This window comes from Argonema galeatum A003/A1, from assembly GCF_023333595.1.
Lineage (GTDB): Bacteria > Cyanobacteriota > Cyanobacteriia > Cyanobacteriales > Aerosakkonemataceae > Argonema > Argonema galeatum.
Genome location: NZ_JAIQZM010000004.1, coordinates 66,785 through 82,027 on the forward strand (window position 1 = coordinate 66,785; position 15,243 = coordinate 82,027).

Genomic DNA, 15,243 nt, shown 5'->3' on the forward strand with positions numbered 1-15,243 from the left:
TATCAGTCACATTTGGTGGCTCAGTTTATGACTTTAGTTTCTGCCATTATCTGTACCCATAATCGAGATAGCTATTTAGGCGCTGCGATTGATAGCTTGCTGGCACAGGATTTTGCTGATTTTGAAATAGTAGTGGTGGATAATGCGTCGAGCGATCGCACCCGTGAAGTCACGGAGTTGCGATCGGCGGTGAAATATGTCTACGAACCCGTCACGGGTTTATCTGTGGCACGCAACACAGGTGCTAGAGTAGCCACAGGCAAAATTCTCGCTTATCTTGATGATGATGCAGTGGCTAGCCCCGGCTGGCTGAGCGTGCTGTACGCAGCCTATCAAAATGATGAAAAACTGGCAATTGCGGGCGGAAAAGTCACCCTGATTTGGCCGTCAGGTTATTCAGCGCCGCCTTGGCTTTCGGAAGATTTGGCCGGAAATTTGGGAGCCTATGACTTGGGGGATAAACTTGTATATATCAAAAACCCCGGTCTTACTCCCAGAGGCTTGAACTATTCCATCCGTAGCACCTTTTTGGCGCAAATTGGTGGATTCAATGTTAACCTGGGTCGAGTTGGTAAAAATTTGTTATCCAATGAAGAACTACTGATGACAGAACAGGCGCTAAAGTTAGGTTGGCAGGTGGCCTATCTCCCAGACGCTTTGGTGGCTCACAACGTTTCTCCCGAACGGCTCAACCAAAGCTGGTTTTTTAGCCGAAGCTGGTGGCAAGGGATCAGCGAGTGTTACCGGGAAAAAATATCCGGTCGTGCTGGTTTGGGTCAACTGGGACGGGGAAGCGAACGGTTGATTCGAGGTTTGTACAAATCTTTAAAGCATTTGGGCGATCCCGCGCAACGCTTTGACAATTTGGTGTATACATACGGTCAGATTGGTTATTTAAGTGCTGCTATCCAAACAATGGTGTCGGCACCTAAAGAGGCCAAGTAAGTGCGATCGATCTTAAATGCTGTAGGGTTTCACCGGAAGGATGGACTGACTGCCTCGTTTTGGATTACTCGCTTTTTCGGATAGATAAAGAGTTTATGTTTTAGACTCACTAACTTTGCGATGAGCGCGACGAAAGCGACTCAGTTCTAAACCCAGAGCTACCGTTAGAACTTTATATTATGACTGCTAAGCCATCTAAAATACCAGTTTCTGTCTTGATTCCTGCCAAAAACGAAGAGGCCAATTTGCCTGCCTGTCTGGAAAGCGTGGCACTGGCAGATGAAGTTTTTGTGGTCGATTCCCAAAGTGGCGATCGGTCTGTCGAAATAGCTGAAAGTTATGGAGCGAAAGTAGTCCAGTTCTACTTCAACGGTAGTTGGCCTAAAAAGAAAAACTGGGGTCTGGACAACCTACCTTTCCATAATGAGTGGGTGCTAATTGTTGATTGCGACGAACGCATTACGCCCGAACTTTGGGAGGAGATTGCCGCAGCTATTCAAAATCCCGACTATAACGGCTATTATGTCAACCGCCGAGTGTTCTTTCTAGGCCAATGGATTCGTTACGGCGGCAGATATCCCGACTGGAATTTGCGTCTGTTGAGGCACGAAAAAGGCCGCTATGAAAATCTGAAGACGGAAGATGTTCCCAACACAGGTGACAACGAAGTCCACGAGCACGTCATCCTTAAAGGTCAGGTCGGTTATCTTAAAAACGATATGCTGCACATAGACTTTCGGGATATCTACCAATGGCTAGACCGACACAACCGCTATTCCAACTGGGAAGCCCGCCTCTATCTTAATTTCCTGAGCGGCAAGGATGACCTGGAAACGATTAACGATGAGAGCGATCGTGCAAAGCGTTTGCTCAGAATCATCCGCAATCCCGTGCAGCGCAAGCGCTTTCTCAGAAAAGTTTGGGTCTGGTTACCGTTCAAACCGGCACTCAGGTTTATTATTACCTACATTTTTCAATTCGGCTTTTTGGATGGTAGACCAGGGTACATTTATGCGCGGCTAATGAGCCAGTACGAGTATCAAATTGGGATAAAACTTTATGAGTTACAGCGTTTTGGCGGTCAGTTGAACACTTCACCCAAACCGATTACTCCTCCTCAAGCAGTGCCTCATGTGCCGAACAGTAAGTAGACAGAAGTTCGCACTTCCACTTAGTTGATATTATTTAAATTTGCGACACCGGGAAGATGGAACCATGACCCCTGCTACTCCAGACTCTAGTCCCAACCTGGATACTTCTGTATCAAATGCGGCTAAAGGTGCGGATGTAACCTTTAGCCATGAATTGCCGGTGCTTGATGCAGAACCTTGGGTAGATTTACGCAAGTACGACCAATCTGGGTTCGATCGCGGTCGTCCCGGTTGGTATGTGTTGCTTTGGTGGTTGGTGCAGGCGATCGCATTTCCCCTCACTCCTCACAATCTGCACGCCCCACGACAATCCCTGCTGCGGCTGTTTGGCGCTACGATTGGTAAAGGTGTCGTTATCAGACCTACAGCACGTTTTACCTATCCCTGGAAAGTCGAAATTGGAGACTACAGCTGGATTGGGGATGATGTCGTTTTTTACAGTCTCGATCGCATTCGCATTGGTAAGCACTGCGTAATCTCGCAAAAAACCTACCTTTGTACCGGCAATCACGACATTAAAGACCCAGTTTTTGGCCTGATAACTGAGAGTATTGAGATTGGTAACGGTGCTTGGGTGGCGACTGATTGCTTCGTTGGGCCGGGTGTAAAAATAGGAGCTAATGCGGTAGTGGGTGCCCGCAGTAGCGTCTTGCGGAATTTGCCTGCTGGACAGGTTTGCTGGGGTAACCCCTGCCGTCCCCGTTATCGAAGACAGGTCAAAGCGTAGCTAGCAAAATTTCTATTGCCTCTACCAAACAACTGAATCATGATGTTATTAGTCATGAACAAAAAGAGGTAGAAAAATTTGAAATTCCTAATAAAAAAGTGTTGGCGCTCTTTTAGGCAACCTATTACTTTGAATAAGAGCTTGAAAATTCTTCTTTATGGAAGCAATCTTTGGTCTTTAGGAGAAGGAATGTTGGGGCCTATTTTTGGAGTTTTTACTGAAAAAATAGGAGGTAACATATTAGATATTTCTTGGATTTGGGCAACTTACATGATTGCTACAGGAATATTTACTATATGTGTAGGAAATATTTCCGATCGCAAAATTAGTAAGGAAAAACTAATGGTAGCTGGTTATGGAATAAATACAATATTTACATTCAGCTATTTATTAGTTTCATCGCCATTACAATTATTTTTCGTACAAGCTGGATTAGGATTTGCCACTGCCTTAGCAACTCCTACATGGGACGCCTTATATACCAATTCTTATGAAGATAAAACAAAAGTCGGATATTTTTGGGGTATTGCTGTTGGGCGAGACCAAATAATTACTGGAATTGGGATAGTTATTGGCGGCTTAATTGTTAATTATTGTTCATTTAAAGTACTATTTGTAACTATGGGAATAGTTCAGGCTATTGCTACCATCTATCAAGCGCAAATTCTGAAACCCCAACTATAGCTAGGGGCTAGAGGCTAGGGGCTAGGGGCTAGGGGAAGAAGGGTACAGAAGCATCAATGCCCCGATTGTGGGCATATTCAATATCGAGATTGGAACGCCGCAATTACCGCGCCTTTCAAATGAGTGAGGATGTCAAGAAACAGGCTTTCGCTGCGGTAATAGGCGTGCAGCGATCGCACCGCCGATAAATCCAAATAAGTGTCCCTGCCACGATATCCCTATCTGGGACGGCAGGACGCCCCAAATCAAGCTTCCGTAGAAGAAGCCCACAATTAAGGACAAGGCAATAGATATAATGCTGCGTTCAAAGTATCCCCGCAGTAGCAAAAAGCCAAGATAGCCAAATACCACTCCACTTGCGCCAATATGGAGAGAGTTGGATGGGGCCGTCAGCCAGACACCAAGTCCGCTGACTAACATTGTTATAGCCGAGACAATGAAAAAATCGCTGGTTTCTCGCAGCATTATCAACCAGCCCAGGGTGACAAAAGGTACAGTATTAGCAGCTAAGTGAAAGAAATTTCCGTGCAAAAACGGTGCAAACAAAATGCCGCGAAGCCCGATAGTGCTGTGCGGAATTATACCATAAATATCCAGCGCCCCTCGGAGGAAGAATCGATCGACGATTTCCAGAAGCCACATGAGGGCGACGATTCCACCTAAAATAATCACCTGGTTTTTCAATTCGCGGGCGATCGATTTTGCGTCTTCTCTGCTCATTTTTCTGCCTCTGGGATAGCCATTTTTATCTACCCCGCCGGTCAGACCCACACCATAGCAGCTTCTGCTTGGTGTTGGGATGAAAGGCGGGTCTTCATTGGGTACTCGATGTACCCAATGAGGACAAATCATGCTACTGTATTATAATCTGCATTTTCTATAAAATGTTAGTTTACGAAGCCAAGCTAAAAGGAACAGAAACCCAGTACCGCATCATTAATGAGATGTTGCGGACTGGGCTTTTTGTTCGCAATAAAGCGTTGCGATACTGGATGGATAATCGGCTCTTCCGTACTTAGTGTGCCAAATTATTAGTTTTCTGGTGCCATACACCTTAGCTGGCTAAGGTGTATGGCGATCGCCCCTAAATTAGCAAGTTGCCATCTGGGAAGCTAAGGGTATAAATAATCTCAAAGCCTTACCTAGCAACGCTTTGACGATAAATTTAAGTTAACTTAGCACACTAAGTACGGAAGAGCCGATATTATGTCCAGTTTTGCATTAATCATGAAAGGAAAGAAACTCATGAATTAACAGGTAGAATGTTAGGGCTAGATGTTGGTTTAAACCATTTCTACACCGATTCAGAGGGTAATCAAGTAGAAAACCCTCGCTTTTTAAGGAAAGGTGAAAAATCTATCAAGAGAGCTTCTCGTCAACTTTCACGAAAAAAGAAAGGGTCGAAAAATAGAAGTAAAGCTAGTCATCGGGTAGGTAGGAAACACCTAAAAGTTGAAAGGCAGCGTAAAGACTTTGTTGTGAAATTAGCAAGGTGCGTAATCCAGTCTAGTGACTTGGTAGCCATTGAAGACTTACAGGTGCAAAATCTGGTGAGAAACCACCATTTAGCTAAATCAATTCGTGATGCTTCTTGGTCGATGTTCAGACAGTGGTTGTCATATTTCGGTCAAGTATTCGGAGTGCCAGTTGTGGCTGTCCCTCCTCAATATACATCGCAGAATTGTTCTAATTGCGGTGCGGTAGTCAAGAAAACCTTAAGCAACAGAACGCATCAATGCCCCGATTGTGGGCATATTCAAGATAGAGATTGGAACGCAGCAATTAATATTCTAAATATTGCGTTGTCAATCTTAAGCAAAATGTTGAAAAATACCGTCGGGCAGACGGAAATTAACGCCTCTGGAGAGAATGGTCTCTGCTTAGTTGGGGAAACTCAATTAAGTAAGCCGACTCGTAGAAAGAGGAAGCCCAAAGAGTAATCTTTGGAATCCCGCGCTATATTTGGTACTCCTTTCTTAGCGCCGGGAGGATGTCAAATGTTTCTAAGCTAGCAAATTCAGTTCTATGCTCGCAAACGGTAAATTTAGTCAAGTTTTAGGTTTAGCGCTGCCAAAATTTTGTCGATGTTGCCAGCGTTAATTCCGACTTGGGTTGGTTCGGAGTTATGCAGCGTGCTAATAAGCGTCACCCGACTATCTCGCTTGGCCCAAGCTAAAGCCGAATCTGGAAACCCGTCTTCAATCCACACTACTTGAGTAGCATTTCTACTATGCCAAATGGCAGCTAAAGTTTTGCTATCTTCTATCTCGTCTAGAAGAAATCCTCGGTTCTGTGCCATCACATCTCTCATTTGTACAAATGAGATTGGATATGCGACGCGCCAAGAGCGTGTTTGCGCCCACTGATTCCATAGGGTAGCGTGTTTGCGCCAACCCTTAGACATCCAGAAAGGTTTAATCGACTCAGATCGATCGAGCGCTTGCATAAATTGTCTCGCCAGGGGAACCGGACAAGCGTATAAATCGAACCTCTGATAGCAGCCGATCAACTCTGACAAGTAAAGACCTCGCACATTAATTACCCCGTCAATATCCAGAAAAAGCACAATTTGTTGCATGGATATTTCCCTACATCGGCTCAAATACCATCTCAGGAATCAGTAATAGATCTGCATTTGAATGCACCAAACTAGCAATTCCCAAAAAGCGTTTGTCTTCGTCATAAATTCGCAACCCCCCCTCATTCCCCCCCGTTGACGGGGGGGAGGTAAGAGAGGGAAGAGAGGGAAGAGGGGGAAGAGGGGGAAGAGAGGTAAGAGAGGTAAGAGGGGTAAGAGAGGTAAGAGAGGTAAGAGAGGTAAGAGAGGTAAGAGGGGATAAAGGAATGCGCTGTCCTTGACACCAAGCTTTAGCATCTTTTGCTGGCAATGTGATTGCGGCTAAATGTTCTAAAGCTGCTGCTGGTGGAATGGGATTAAAGGTTTCTTGCTGTAGCTGTTGTTCCAATTCCTCGAAAGTTAGACTATCTGATAAGTTTAAGCCACAACTTTCGGTGCGAATTAAAGCCGCAAGTGTTCCGCCAGTTTTTAAGAGTGCGCCCAAATCCCGTGCGATCGCTCTAATATAAGTACCGGGGCCACAAGCGATCGCCACATCCACTTCTGGAAACTCCCCAGTTCGCCATGCCAATATTTCTATTTTATGTACTTCCACGGGTCTAGCCAAAACTTCAATTTTTTCTCCGGCGCGTGCTAAATCGTATAAGCGTTTACCCTGTACTTGAATTGCACTGTAATTGGGCGGTACTTGCTGAATTTTTCCCTCAAATTGCTTAAGTGCTGCTTTCACTTCCTCCAAAGTCAATCCAGTGACCGACTGGGAAGTGAGAATTTCCCCCTGTAAATCATCTGTAGTAGTAATTAATCCCAGTCTAATTGTCGCCTGGTAAGCTTTATCTGGCTGCAAATATTGCAATAGCCGAGTTGCCTTACCCAACGCGATCGGTAAAACGCCAGTAGCGGCTGGGTCTAAAGTCCCGCCATGTCCCACACGCTTGAGGCGTAACAGTCGCCGCACCCGCGCTACACAGTCGTGGGAAGTGATTCCGAATGGTTTGTTTAAGTTGAGAAAACCTTGCACGGGACAATCTTAATAAGTGTTTAATTAGTACCTTTAGGCGATGTAGTTGCCTGTGTGGTGGAACGCTGAAGTGCCGCTTTTAAGTCAATTTGAGAAAGCGATCGCACAAAACTAAGTGTGAGAGGTTCTCGACCTATTGATTCTACATAAGATGCACTCAAATAGGGTTGATATTGTGGGCGATTGGCAATATAAAATCCAAAAAAGGCCAAACCGAACGCCTTCGTATAGCTACGTGCCAAAGCCAGGTCTGGGCCAAGCACGGATTCGGGAAGTGGCAGATCTGACTCTGTTGGTGCCAGAGTAGAAAAGTGAGTGCCGTTTTTCATCACCACGAGGTACTTGTTTGGAGTAGTTAGCCAGGTGAAAGGCTGAATTTGTTCGGCTAAAGCGGGTGCGACGGTATCTGCGCTACCGGAAACGAACATCACCGGAATTTTGATCTGGCTAAGGCCATCCGGCCCCAGGATGCTGCTACTTATTGGGTTAATAGCGATCGCAGCCTTTATTCTTTCATCGCGCAAATTATTATATTGCGATGGCGGTAATAAAAGAGCCCGACACTGAAGTAAAAGCGATGTATTCCAGGAGTTATTGATAGCGGCACAATCTTTTTGCAGTTTCGGGAAGTTAAGAGTAGCACCAGCTAAAACTAGCGCCGTGTAACCACCAAAAGATTGACCGATCATACCAACTTCTCGCAGATTTATTTTACCTTTAAAAGCCGGATTGAACTGAGACAGAAGAGTGAGTTCATTCAGCAAAAACTTGATATCCAAAGGTCGATTAATAAACTCAATTGGTTCTGAGACTTCATTAGCTTTACCGCTGAGTAAATCCTGCAATTGTTGGGCATTGCTTCCCGGATGTTCGGGGACGGCGACAGCAAAACCATAGGAAGCTAAATGTTCTGCCAAATATACAAAAGTTTGGCGGTCTGAACCCAAACCGTGAGAGATGACAATTAACTTGGCTGGCGTTTGAGGCTGCTGAATTCCAGAGGAAATGGGGAGGTAAATATCTGCTAAAAACTGACGATGCCGGTTGGTATCATTCAGCTTGAGAGTTTCTTTTCGCCAGGTAAAAGAACCGCGTTGCTGTAAGTCTGGTAATTGAGATAAATTAACTGGCGAGTCTGCAACTGCGGCGGTAGATTGCTGGGAAACGAGTGCTAGAGCCTTTTCTGTTTGGTCGAATATGGTTGACAGTTCGTTGGCAATTTCCAGAGCGCGTGCCAAATCGATTCTAACGCTGGAGGTAGGAAACTTCCGCAGCACATTCAGCAGCGTCAAACCATCTCGATCGGCTGATGCTAAAATTAGTGCGGCGCGAATGGCGCGGGAACCCGTTTGACCGGAATCGGTTTTAATCACTTCTCCCAGGCGTTGCAGCAAAATTTCTGCTGGCGGCGTATAGAGAAACTGGGAAATCGGCACTGGGCTTACATCCAATCGCCTCAGCAGAAGATTGCGTAACTGCGCCTGCTGTTCCGGCTTGGCATATTGAATGTAAGGTGCCAAGTCGTCCTTAATTCTGCCTTGCTGGGCATAAGCTGCCAGGGAATCGACGGAAATCGATCGCTCCAGTATGTCGTAGGAGAGATAAACTCGCTCTGCTGCTGAAGCATTCGGAGTGGGTGCAACAGTGGGAAGCAGCCAAAATCCCAGTAAGATTCCCACCCAATTGAGCGGTTTTCTGGTATAATGAATCACCCGATCCAGATCAGGGCGTTTGACGACGGAATTTTCAGCCATAAAAAGCCGGACGATCTGTCAAAAAGGGTAAGAAAACTAATAGCAACCTATTTCCATACTGACCGATCGTAGCTCAAACGTCGAGGTTTATCTACCCCGCCGAGAAGACCCACACCATAGCAGCTTCTGCTTGGTGTTGGGATGAAAGGTGGGTCCTCATTGGGTACTCAATGTACCCAATGAGGACAAATCATGCTACTGTATTGTAATCTGCATTTTCTATAAAATGTTAGTTTACGAAGCCAAGCTAAAAGGAACAGAAACCCAGTACCGCATCATTGATGAGATGTTGCGGACTGGGCTTTTTGTTCGCAATAAAGCGTTGCGATACTGGATGGATAATCCAGGCGTAAACAACATGGACTTGAACAAATACTGCAAAGTCCTGGCTGACAACCCTGAATTTCCTTGGGTTAAAAAACTTAACTCAATGGCAAGACAGGCAATGGCTGAACGTGCTTGGTCAGCTATAGTTCGATTTTTTGATAACTGCAAACAGAAAGTACCAGGCAAAAAAGGTTATCCGAAATTCAAGCGTTCGCTGACCAGAGCATCAGTTGAATACAAAACCTGTGGTTGGAAGCTTTCAGAAGACAGGAAGTATATCACATTTACTGATAAATTCGGTGCTGGTACTTTCAAGCTTTGGGGAACTAGAGATTTACATTTTTACCAAATAGACCTTCTTAAGCGTGTTAGGATAGTTCGTCGTTCCGATGGATATTATGTACAGTTTTGCATTAATCACGAAAGGAAAGAAACCCATGAATTAACAGGTAGAATGTTAGGGCTAGATGTTGGGTTAAACCATTTCTACACCGATTCAGAAGGCAATCAAATAGAAAATCCTCGCTTTTTACGTCAAGGTGAAAAAGCACTCAAGAGAGCGCAACGCCAACTTTCACGAAAAAATATTGGGTCAAAAAATAGAAAGAAAGCCAAGAATCGCTTAGGTAGGAAACACCTAAAAGTTGAAAGGCAGCGTAAAGACTTTGTTGTAAAATTAGCAAGGTGCGTAATCCAGTCTAGTGACTTGGTAGCCATTGAAGACTTACAGGTAAAAAACATGGTGAAGAATCATCATTTAGCTAAATCAATTAGTGATGCTTCTTGGTCGATGTTTAGACAATGGCTTGAATATTTTGGTCAGGTATTTGGAGTACCAGTTGTAGCTGTCCCTCCGAACTATACATCACAGGATTGTTCTAATTGCGGTACGGTAGTTAAGAAAACCTTAAGCAATAGAACCCATCAATGCCCCGATTGTGGGCATATTCAAGATCGAGATTGGAACGCGGCTATTAATATTCTAAATATTGCGCTATCCATCTTAGGTAAAATGTTAGAAAATACCGTCGGGCAGACGGGAATTAACGCCTCTGGAGAGAATGGCCTCTGCTTGGTTGAGGAAACTCAATTAAGTAAGCCGACTCGTAGAAAGAGGAAGCCCAAAGAGCAATCTTTGGAATCCCGCGCTATATTCGGTACTCCGAATTAGCGCCGGGAGGATGTCAATCGCTCTGTGTCGCCACTTCGAGCCACCTGCACCACAAGAGAAGCTAACTCTCTCGCCACATTCCTCAACTCGATAAACTCTTGGGGTTTGCCTATGGGCGCGATACGATGAGGTTAGTATTGCAGCTAAACCTGTGGCAGCTGAATTTCTGGTCTTGAGGATGGTTGCAGCCCTGGTAGCCTTTCGACTTTTAAGCGCCAATAGTGAGGAGAGTCGGTATGGGACTTATTGACCGTATCCTGCGGGTAATTCGCGCCAATATAAATAATTTAATCGGTGAGGCGGAAGATCCGGAAAAGATTCTGGAACAGACAGTGCTGGATATGCAGGAAGATTTGATTCAGTTGCGGCAGGCTGTAGCTGGTGCGATCGCTACCAAAAAACGCACCGAACGAGATGTTAGCAACGCCCAGTCTAATGCTGCTTCTTGGTATAGCCGCGCTCAACTGGCTTTGCAAAAAGGCGATGACAACCTGGCGCGGGAAGCTCTAAACCGACGGAAATCTTACCAGGAAACCGCATCTGCAATGCAGGCTCAGCTGGAAATGCAAAACACGGTTATTAATAAGCTTAAGCAAGACTTAAAGACTGTAGAGAGCAAAATTGGGGAGGCAAAAACTAAAAAAGATCTGTACATTGCTCGCGCTCGCTCTGCACAAGCATCTCAGAAACTTAATGAGATGATGGGGCAATTTAACCCTAGCGGTTCTGTGAGCGTATTTGAGAGAATGGAGGAGAAAGTCCTGCAACTGGAAGCTCAATCGGAGGCTTTAGCGAGTCTGGGAACGGATGACCTGGAAAAGAAATTTGCGGCTTTGGAAGGGGGGAGCGAGATCGATCGGGAGTTGGAGGCGATGAAGGCAAAAATGCTTACTGGTAACAATCCGCCTGAGTTGCCGTCGAGTCAGTCATCTGCTGGCAAAAAAGCCCAAATCTAGTTAAAACTTGCAATTTGGCAAACTTCCCTAGCTTGATTAATCTGAGGTAAGTGCCGATCCGAGCTAGAAGTTTCTACACTGGATGATAGAGAATCATGTTTTCAATCGCTCGATCGAGGTTGTGTAATTCCCTGGAGGGAGCCTTTTACACTTGAAATTATATGGATGATGGTTTCAGGCTAACCAATTGAGCATATAGTTAACTGAATTCAGCAGCAAGTAGGCTCTGGTCAGTCATCTGCCTTTCATCCGACCTTGTACACCCCAAAAGGAAAAACAAAGTTATGGGATTGTTTGACCGCATTAGCCGAGTACTCCGGGCTAATCTGAACGATGTTGTCAGTAAAGCTGAAGACCCGGAAAAAATTCTAGAACAGTCGATTATTGATATGCAGGAAGACTTGGTGCAGCTGCGCCAAGCAGTGGCTCAGGCGATCGCTACTCAGAAACGCACTCAGCAACAGTACAATCAAACTCAATCAGAGGCGAACAACTGGCAAAGCCGCGCTCAACTGGCTCTCCAAAAGGGAGATGAGAATCTGGCCAAGGAAGCGCTGGTGCGGAAAAAAGCTCAAGCTGATACGGCGGGTGCGCTCAAAGCAACTTTGGACACCCAAACTACTCAGGTGGATGCGCTCAAGCGCAACTTGATTGGTCTGGAAAGTAAAATTTCCGAAGCTAAGACTAAGAAGGATATGCTGAAGGCGCGGATCTCAGCGGCTAAGGCTAACGAACAACTGCAAAATGCGGTTGGTCGGATGGGCACTAGCAGCGCTATGGGTGCCTTTGAGCGGATGGAAGAAAAGGTTTTGATGATGGAAGCGCGGGCCCAGTCGGCGCAAGAGTTGACTGGTAATAATCTGGAACAGCAATTTGCTGCTCTGGAAGGTAGTAGCGATGTTGATGATGAATTGATGGCAATGAAAGCTCAACTGGCTGGTTCTTCGCCAAACCAAGCAGCGCTACCTGGTTCTGCACAAAAAACTACTTCCTCTTCTTCTACTTCTTCTTCTACTCCGTCCTCGTCATCTGGTTCAGCAGTTGATAAGGATTTGGAAGAATTGCGAAAGCAGATGGATCGCCTATAAGTTGCTCTAGCGGACTTGAGAAATATCAGTCTGGATAATTGGCTCTAAACTCCTAGTCAAGACTGGGTTTAGAGTGAACTTCCAGGCTGTATTTTTTTTGATGGAGATGATTGCGGGTTAAATTCCGTTAAGATCGCAAAAAGGATCGACTTACTCGCTACCTGCTTTATGCTCAACGACCTTTTTCCCTTTATGTTTGCGTTGGATGCTACTGCACTGGCTGGTTCTGGTTTGTGGTCGCTAGCTTTGTATCTGGGTTTCTCGCCGGTCAGCGAGTGGGTGATGGAGCAATTGAGGCGTTGGTTTAATTTTGCGGAGCGATCGCTCTATACTTCTGAAGCGGAATTTGAAAAAACCCGTCGGGCTAGAGAGTCCCAAAATGCTTTTTACGCATCTATCTTTAGTATTATCCCTTTTTTAGTGGCAGGCAGTTTGTGCAACTGGGCTGTGGAGTTCACTCTGGGACGCAGTTGGGCTATTAGCGTTGGAATACTCGCCTGTATGGGTTGCGGTATCTATGAGTTGGGGCGTCGGGATGGGCAACAATGAAGGGGCTAGGGGAAGAGGGGCTAGGGGCTAGGGGAAGAGGGGGGAGTGGGGGAGTGGGGGAGTGGGGGAGAATGACTAATGACCAATGACTAATTTTGTTTTGACTTTTATTGGCCAATTCCCCAATCTAAAATCTAAAATCTAAAATCTAAAATCTAAAATCGAATGAGTTTTCCTGTTTATTTGTGGCTTGGCTCTTGGCGGATTCATCCTCATATTTTATTTGAGTCGTTGGCTTATGCGATCGCGTTTCGGCTAGTTCTGCATAATGTTCGCCAAGATACTATTTCTTCCCCGCAACGCAGTTCTGTGATAGTGGGTGGGATGGTTGGGGCTTTGGTGGGTGCTAAGGTGCTGGTTTTGCTACAGCATCTTGATGTAGTTTGGCAGAGTGGGGAAAATTTTCTTTTAGTTTTATTGCAGGGGAAAACTGTTGTCGGTGCATTGCTGGGGGGATTGATTGGGGTTGAGTTGACGAAAAAGTCGATCGGGGTAAGGCGATCGACTGGCGATGCTTTTGTCTATCCTTTGATTGTGGGGACTGCTGTGGGACGGATTGGCTGTTTTTTGACGGGGTTGAGCGATCGCACTTACGGTATTGCCACTAGCTTACCTTGGGGTGTCGATTTTGGCGATCGCATTCCTCGCCATCCCACTCAGTTGTATGAAGTTATATTTTTGTTGGGTTTGATGATATTTTTACTCATCCGCAGTCGCTACTCTCGTCAGGAAGGGGATTTATTTAAGTTTTACGCGATCGCTTATTTAGGTTTTCGCTTGTCGATCGACTTCATTAAGCCAGATTTTCACCCATTTTTGGGGCTAAGTGCGATTCAGGTTGCTTGTTTGCTGGGACTTTTATATTATTGCCGCAGTATTCCCCAGATGTTTGCTTTCGCCCCACTTTCATCTAGGGTACGTTAGCTATCTTCGTAACGCACCAGATGTCGGGGGTTGTCTGAAAATTGCTGTAAAATCGCATTTAAAAAGGGGATGGGGAAGTACTAGACAGGGAAGCCTGTTTGATGTATGCTTATATAATAGAAATCTGTCCCCCATAAATATCACAACCTAGTTCTTCCTTATCAAGATTATTATAACATAAAAAATTAGTGCCGTCAAGGAGATAGAAAAAAGCTTGGGCGATTTGAAGAGGAAGAGGTTTTTAGCCACAGATGAACAATAATTGAACACAGATGAAGATGTGGATTTTTTGTAGATATACTTAATACGGTGATAGACTACGCTTTTTGGGAATTGGGAAAAAGATTTTTCTGACCATTACCGATTATCGATTATCGCGATAACAAAAAGCGCGGTTTGTCACCGCCGCAGATAAATATAGATGGTGGTGAAAGTGCGATCGGGCCTGGTTGCCTAGAAATCTGATTTTTGAGAGGAGCTGTAAACGAGATTCAGGTTGCTAGGTAAGATAGAGAAATTGGAAAAATATAAATATTGTAGTTCTTCCTTATCAACATAATGGTAACACATAAATTTAGTGGCGTCAAGGGTATAGAAAAAAATGCGTGGGTGATTTGAAGAGGAAGAGGTTTGGAACTACAGATGAAGATGTGGATTTTTTGAAGATAAATAGAGATGGTGGTGAAAGTGCGATCGAACTTGGTTGGTTAGAGATATGATTTTTTAGATGATCGTGGCAGTATTGGCAAGTAGTTTATCAGAGATCGGAAGAAGTGGAAGAAAGTCAAAGTATATATCCATCAATCTTAGCCAGCCTGCTATTATTGTGCCAAGGTTACATTCCAGCAGTCATTTTGGGAATTCCGTTGGGAATATTGGTTGGGATCGACAGGGTGATTTATCGGATACTGAAGAGAATTTTTCAGATTCCAGCTACTATACCTTCCATCGCCTTGTTACCGATCGCGTTGATAGGATTGAAAAATAACCAACAAGCTGTCCTTTTCGTGATTTTTTTCAGCGCCATCTGGCAGATTATCATAAATACTGCCACAGGTGTCCAAAAGTTCCGGAGTAACGGCAAGGATTTGAGAGATGCTATCCATCATACATTTACAGGGATGAGGATGGCAATGGGGTTGGCTTGGTTCACCCTAATCGCCGGGGAATTTTTGACAGGTGGTAAAGGGATCGGCTTTTTCATCTGGGATGCCTATAACAGTAACATGATTGATGAAATCGTCAAGGCGTTATTCTATATTGCGATTATCGGCTTGCTGCTGGATGGAGTGCTAGAGTTAGCAGGATATCTGATTTCGCGACAAGTCCCAGAAGATCGAGAATCGGAGATGTAAACTTTCGTAATTG

15 protein-coding genes and 1 pseudogene are annotated in these 15,243 nt (G+C 45.0%); 12 read left to right on the top strand and 4 right to left on the bottom strand.

What is annotated here, in order from left to right; genetic code table 11:
- Positions 1–27: 27 nt before the first annotated feature.
- The 4 genes from LAY41_RS06420 (at position 28) to LAY41_RS06435 (ending at position 3,507) form a co-directional block, all read left to right on the top strand.
- A complete protein-coding gene (locus LAY41_RS06420) occupies positions 28–945 on the top strand; it encodes a glycosyltransferase family 2 protein (RefSeq protein ID WP_249095446.1) in 918 nt (305 codons plus the stop codon).
- Positions 946–1,124: 179 nt separating this feature from the next.
- Positions 1,125–2,096, top strand: coding sequence for a glycosyltransferase family 2 protein (locus LAY41_RS06425; protein ID WP_249095450.1), 972 nt, complete (start codon positions 1,125–1,127; stop codon positions 2,094–2,096).
- A gap of 64 nt (positions 2,097–2,160) precedes the next feature.
- Positions 2,161–2,823: a hormogonium polysaccharide biosynthesis acetyltransferase HpsU gene (gene hpsU, locus LAY41_RS06430; protein WP_249095454.1), complete on the top strand. Its 663-nt coding sequence runs from the start codon at positions 2,161–2,163 to the stop codon at positions 2,821–2,823.
- Positions 2,824–2,964: 141 nt separating this feature from the next.
- Positions 2,965–3,507 (top strand): MFS transporter, encoded by a 543-nt coding sequence (locus LAY41_RS06435; RefSeq protein WP_249095456.1) that lies wholly within the window; start codon positions 2,965–2,967, stop codon positions 3,505–3,507.
- Between the two features lie 132 nt (positions 3,508–3,639).
- Here the strand turns inward: LAY41_RS06435 and LAY41_RS06440 are convergent, their stop codons facing one another.
- Positions 3,640–4,227, bottom strand: coding sequence for a rhomboid family intramembrane serine protease (locus tag LAY41_RS06440; protein WP_249095458.1), 588 nt, complete (start codon positions 4,225–4,227; stop codon positions 3,640–3,642).
- A gap of 164 nt (positions 4,228–4,391) precedes the next feature.
- Here LAY41_RS06440 and LAY41_RS06445 point away from each other — a divergent pair, with 164 nt between their 5' ends.
- Both LAY41_RS06445 and LAY41_RS06450 read left to right on the top strand, forming a co-directional pair.
- Positions 4,392–4,526: a hypothetical protein gene (locus tag LAY41_RS06445; RefSeq protein WP_338022946.1), complete on the top strand. Its 135-nt coding sequence runs from the start codon at positions 4,392–4,394 to the stop codon at positions 4,524–4,526.
- 171 nt (positions 4,527–4,697) lie between these two features.
- Positions 4,698–5,447, top strand: a pseudogene (locus tag LAY41_RS06450) (RNA-guided endonuclease InsQ/TnpB family protein); the annotation flags it as partial.
- Positions 5,448–5,551: 104 nt separating this feature from the next.
- On the opposite strand, the gene LAY41_RS06455 reads toward LAY41_RS06450, so the two are convergent.
- From LAY41_RS06455 to LAY41_RS06465, 3 genes are read right to left on the bottom strand one after another with little or no spacing between them, the layout of a single operon-like run.
- Positions 5,552–6,085, bottom strand: a complete 534-nt coding sequence (locus tag LAY41_RS06455; RefSeq protein ID WP_249095460.1) for a hypothetical protein — start codon at positions 6,083–6,085, stop codon at positions 5,552–5,554.
- A gap of 10 nt (positions 6,086–6,095) precedes the next feature.
- The gene (gene truB / locus LAY41_RS06460; RefSeq protein WP_249095462.1) at positions 6,096–7,106 is read right to left on the bottom strand and encodes a tRNA pseudouridine(55) synthase TruB; all 1,011 of its coding nucleotides are present in this window, start codon (positions 7,104–7,106) and stop codon (positions 6,096–6,098) included.
- Between the two features lie 20 nt (positions 7,107–7,126).
- Positions 7,127–8,860 (bottom strand): alpha/beta hydrolase, encoded by a 1,734-nt coding sequence (locus LAY41_RS06465; RefSeq protein WP_249095464.1) that lies wholly within the window; start codon positions 8,858–8,860, stop codon positions 7,127–7,129.
- Positions 8,861–9,086: 226 nt separating this feature from the next.
- Here LAY41_RS06465 and LAY41_RS06470 point away from each other — a divergent pair, with 226 nt between their 5' ends.
- From LAY41_RS06470 to LAY41_RS32560, 6 genes are all read left to right on the top strand, one after another.
- Positions 9,087–10,358, top strand: coding sequence for an RNA-guided endonuclease InsQ/TnpB family protein (locus LAY41_RS06470; RefSeq protein ID WP_249095466.1), 1,272 nt, complete (start codon positions 9,087–9,089; stop codon positions 10,356–10,358).
- Between the two features lie 236 nt (positions 10,359–10,594).
- Positions 10,595–11,314, top strand: a complete 720-nt coding sequence (locus LAY41_RS06475) for a PspA/IM30 family protein (RefSeq protein ID WP_249095469.1) — start codon at positions 10,595–10,597, stop codon at positions 11,312–11,314.
- Positions 11,315–11,598: 284 nt separating this feature from the next.
- Positions 11,599–12,402, top strand: coding sequence for a PspA/IM30 family protein (locus tag LAY41_RS06480; protein WP_249095471.1), 804 nt, complete (start codon positions 11,599–11,601; stop codon positions 12,400–12,402).
- 168 nt (positions 12,403–12,570) lie between these two features.
- Positions 12,571–12,951 carry a hypothetical protein gene (locus LAY41_RS06485; RefSeq protein ID WP_249095472.1) on the top strand — a complete coding sequence of 127 codons (381 nt, stop codon included), beginning with the start codon at positions 12,571–12,573 and terminating at the stop codon, positions 12,949–12,951.
- 165 nt (positions 12,952–13,116) lie between these two features.
- The gene (locus LAY41_RS06490) at positions 13,117–13,875 is read left to right on the top strand and encodes a prolipoprotein diacylglyceryl transferase (protein WP_249095475.1); all 759 of its coding nucleotides are present in this window, start codon (positions 13,117–13,119) and stop codon (positions 13,873–13,875) included.
- Between the two features lie 773 nt (positions 13,876–14,648).
- On the top strand, positions 14,649–15,230 hold the full coding sequence (locus LAY41_RS32560) for an ABC transporter permease subunit (RefSeq protein ID WP_249095477.1): 582 nt from the start codon (positions 14,649–14,651) through the stop codon (positions 15,228–15,230).
- The last annotated feature ends 13 nt before the right edge of the window (positions 15,231–15,243 follow it).

What these genes read in the sequence shown, in the direction of transcription:
- LAY41_RS06490 (WP_249095475.1), top strand. Translation starts at nt 13,117, where the DNA reads ATGAGTTTTCCTGTTTATTTGTGGCTTGGCTCTTGGCGGATTCATCCT.
- LAY41_RS06420 (WP_249095446.1), top strand. Translation starts at nt 28, where the DNA reads ATGACTTTAGTTTCTGCCATTATCTGTACCCATAATCGAGATAGCTAT.
- LAY41_RS06480 (WP_249095471.1), top strand. Translation starts at nt 11,599, where the DNA reads ATGGGATTGTTTGACCGCATTAGCCGAGTACTCCGGGCTAATCTGAAC.
- hpsU (WP_249095454.1), top strand. Translation starts at nt 2,161, where the DNA reads ATGACCCCTGCTACTCCAGACTCTAGTCCCAACCTGGATACTTCTGTA.
- LAY41_RS06475 (WP_249095469.1), top strand. Translation starts at nt 10,595, where the DNA reads ATGGGACTTATTGACCGTATCCTGCGGGTAATTCGCGCCAATATAAAT.
- LAY41_RS06425 (WP_249095450.1), top strand. Translation starts at nt 1,125, where the DNA reads ATGACTGCTAAGCCATCTAAAATACCAGTTTCTGTCTTGATTCCTGCC.
- LAY41_RS06440 (WP_249095458.1), bottom strand. Translation starts at nt 4,227, where the DNA reads ATGAGCAGAGAAGACGCAAAATCGATCGCCCGCGAATTGAAAAACCAG.
- LAY41_RS06455 (WP_249095460.1), bottom strand. Translation starts at nt 6,085, where the DNA reads ATGCAACAAATTGTGCTTTTTCTGGATATTGACGGGGTAATTAATGTG.
- LAY41_RS06485 (WP_249095472.1), top strand. Translation starts at nt 12,571, where the DNA reads ATGCTCAACGACCTTTTTCCCTTTATGTTTGCGTTGGATGCTACTGCA.
- LAY41_RS06470 (WP_249095466.1), top strand. Translation starts at nt 9,087, where the DNA reads ATGTTAGTTTACGAAGCCAAGCTAAAAGGAACAGAAACCCAGTACCGC.
- LAY41_RS06445 (WP_338022946.1), top strand. Translation starts at nt 4,392, where the DNA reads ATGTTAGTTTACGAAGCCAAGCTAAAAGGAACAGAAACCCAGTACCGC.
- LAY41_RS06465 (WP_249095464.1), bottom strand. Translation starts at nt 8,860, where the DNA reads ATGGCTGAAAATTCCGTCGTCAAACGCCCTGATCTGGATCGGGTGATT.